Genomic DNA, 2,976 nt, shown 5'->3' on the forward strand with positions numbered 1-2,976 from the left:
CATCGTCACCATCGCCTCGGCGGCCTCCAAACTGGCCCCACCCGGGGAATCCACCTACGCCGCGACCAAACACGCTGTCCTGGGCTACCTCACCGGGGTGCGCGAGGAACTGCGCGGCAGCGGCGTGCACGTGTCGGTGATCATGCCCGGCGTGGTCGACACCGAACTCGCGGTCGGCACCGACAGCGGCGCGACCGCCCGCTTGCAGCCCAGCGACGTCGCCGCCGCCGTCGTGAAGGTCCTGCGCCGCCCGCGTTTCGAGGTCACCCTCCCGGCCTCGATCGATCTGCTGGTCCGCATCACCGGCCTGCTACCGCAGTCGCTCCGCGACCAGGTACTGCGCCGCACAGTGCCCAACCAAGTCGAGGCGATGCAGGATTCGAACACCCGCGAAGGCTACGAACACCGCGCCCTGACCGACACCACCGACCCGAGGAAGTCCTGATGACCAATACCGAATCCACCACCGTTCGCCCGATCCCGGAATTCGACGGCGTCCACGACATCTGGCCCCGAGGCAAGCGGCTCGAGGCCATCCGCGAAGCGGCGGGGAACTACCGGGAACGGTTCCTCACCCAGGGTCAGGTGAAAGCGGTCAAGAGCTTCGACATCGCCGCCGCCCCGTATCCCGCGCAGTACGCGTTCCAGAACTACTCGGTCAACCTCAACCCCTTCATCTCGATCATCAACCGCATGTTCGTGATCCAGTTCGAGGGTTTCGACGGCAAGCTCAAGACCCTGGTGTGGGAGCCCACCGTGGCCGCCGGGTCGGCCGAAGCCCCGTTCTACGGCCAGTTGCAGCGCTTCGGTCGCCGCATCGGCCTGGAATCAGCGTTCGTCAAGTACTACAACGACCCCGATCAGGTGCTGCCGCGCCTCGGCTTGACCAACGCCGACGTGGACTACATCAGCTTCGACCACCTCCACGTCCAGGACCCGCGCATGATCGTGGGCAGCAGCGAGCCCATCGAGGGCGAGTCCACACCGCGCGAGCCGTTGTTCCCCAACGCGAAACTGGTCGTGCACCGAAGGGAACTGGGCACCTTCGAATCCATGCACCCGATGCAGTGGGCCTGGTACGTCGACGGCGGCATGAACGGCGTCCCCGAAGACAAGCTCGAGATCTTCGACGGCGATGTCGAACTCGGCGTCGGGGTCAGCCTGCTGTGGACCCCCGGTCACACCGATGGCAACCACTCCCTGGTCGTCAACACCCCCGACGGGGTGTGGGTGTCTTCGGAGAACGGCATGGCCGCCGACAGCTGGCAACCCGAACTGTCGAAGATTCCCGGCGTGCGCCGCACCGCCGAGTTCTACGGGCGCGAGGTCGTGCTCAACGCCAACACCCTCGAGGACTCCCTCGACCAGTACGACTCCATGGTCAAGGAGAAGACCCTCGCCTCCCCGTCGCCGCGAAACCCACAGTGGCGCCAGATCATTCCGTCCTCGGAGTGCGCGAACTGGAAACGCCAGTGGCCGGTCGTGCCGACCTTCAGCCACGGCGGTTTGGACTACGGCACCATCACCGTCCCCACCCGGTAACCCGGGCCCGCGATCCCCACACCCCGCCCGTGTAGGCATCGCGATATTTGCCGGACCGACAGGACACGGCATTGGTGAACACCTGATAATCGGTGTTCACCAGCTGGTCCAGAAGTGCTCAGCGACAACGGGATTCGAGAACGACAACGGGCGGCCGGATATGAAGAAAATTGGGGTAGATCGACATGGCTGTACACACCGGCGCTGATGATCATGTGATAACCGTGAAGCGCTCATTCGCCGCACGGATGACCATCTGGGCATCGCGGATCTTCGTTCGGCCGACACTGTGGCTACTTCCGCTGCACTCGTCGATCGGGGTTTACGGCTACCGTTTCACGCAGATCGTGGCCTGCCGGATGTGGTTCGGTCCGACACTCCCGCACACCAAGGTCGATGCCGCGGGGCCCAATGGCAGGACCGTCGGAGAATGGGTGGGCGGGCAGCCGGAGCCCGGCGGCCGGTTGATCTATTTCATCCACGGCAGCGGATACATCAGTTGCAGCCCGTGGACCCATCGCGGCCTGGTTTCGGAACTGTCGCGCCGACTGCATCGACCCGTCTTCGCCGTGCGCTATCGGTTAGCGCCGAAGTACCGTTTCCCGGCCGCCCACGACGACATTCTCAATGGTTACCTGTCGCTGATCGAACAGGGACACCGGGCGAGCGAGATCATCGTGATGGGCGATTCAGCCGGTGGCCACCTCGCATTGGGGTTGTGTGGCCAACTACGCGAACTCGGTCTCGAACAGCCCGCCGCGGTGGTCGGGTTCTCGAGCGTCGTCGACCCGACATGGCAACTGGCGCAGGCCCACAACAAACTCGTGTGGGACCAGTTCGTCTCCGGCCGCACGGGTCGGCGAATCATGCAGACCTATCTGCGGGGCGCGGATTTCAGTGATCCGCGCCTGGATGTGCTCGGCGCGGTCGGACCCGACCTGCCGCCGATGTTGCTGCAGACGGGAGGAAGCGAAATTCTCGCCTCGGACTCCGAGCACTACGCTGCGGCCGTGCGCTCAGCGGGCGGACGATGCGAGCTCGAAGTGTGGTCGGGGATGTTTCATGTGTTCCAGATGGGATACCCGCGAATGTCGGAGGCACGCAGTGCCCTCGACAGCGTCGAACGGTTCGTCGACAGCATCGACACGAACAACCACGCTCCTGCCTGATCCGGGCACCTCGCTGCCCACCGCGGTGCCCGGAGACTGATCAGCGAACCGGGCCCGGGTTCATGGAACTTCTCGTCGCCGTCGTCGTCCGTGAGGATGCGCTGTCCGCGGCGCACCTATCATTACCAGATGGGTGATGTGCCGAGCCCGCATCCGCTCGGCGAGCTGTTGGCTCGTCGGCGGCGGCGGCGGTTTGTCGGGCGCACCGCCGAGCTAGAGCTGGTGCGCGATGCGCTCGACGGTGCGGAGCCGCCGTTCTCGGTGC

Annotated in this window: 3 protein-coding genes; all 3 read left to right on the forward strand. The window is 65.2% G+C overall.

The genetic code is table 11. The annotated features are described in order from the left end of the window. A partial coding sequence (locus tag ACFWPJ_RS29200) for an SDR family NAD(P)-dependent oxidoreductase (RefSeq protein WP_378856177.1) occupies window positions 1-445 on the forward strand: 445 nt, incomplete at its 5' end. Next, entirely contained in the window at window positions 445-1,542 is a 1,098-nt protein-coding gene (locus ACFWPJ_RS29205; protein WP_378856179.1) for a hypothetical protein, read from the forward strand. The genes ACFWPJ_RS29200 and ACFWPJ_RS29205, both read left to right, overlap by 1 nt. Window positions 1,543-1,766: 224 nt before the next feature. Next, window positions 1,767-2,711 carry an alpha/beta hydrolase gene (locus ACFWPJ_RS29210; protein ID WP_378856181.1) on the forward strand — a complete coding sequence of 315 codons (945 nt, stop codon included), beginning with the start codon at window positions 1,767-1,769 and terminating at the stop codon, window positions 2,709-2,711. The last annotated feature ends 265 nt before the right edge of the window (window positions 2,712-2,976 follow it).

Origin of the sequence: Nocardia sp. NPDC058497 (assembly GCF_042720195.1) — a bacterium.
GTDB lineage: Bacteria > Actinomycetota > Actinomycetes > Mycobacteriales > Mycobacteriaceae > Nocardia.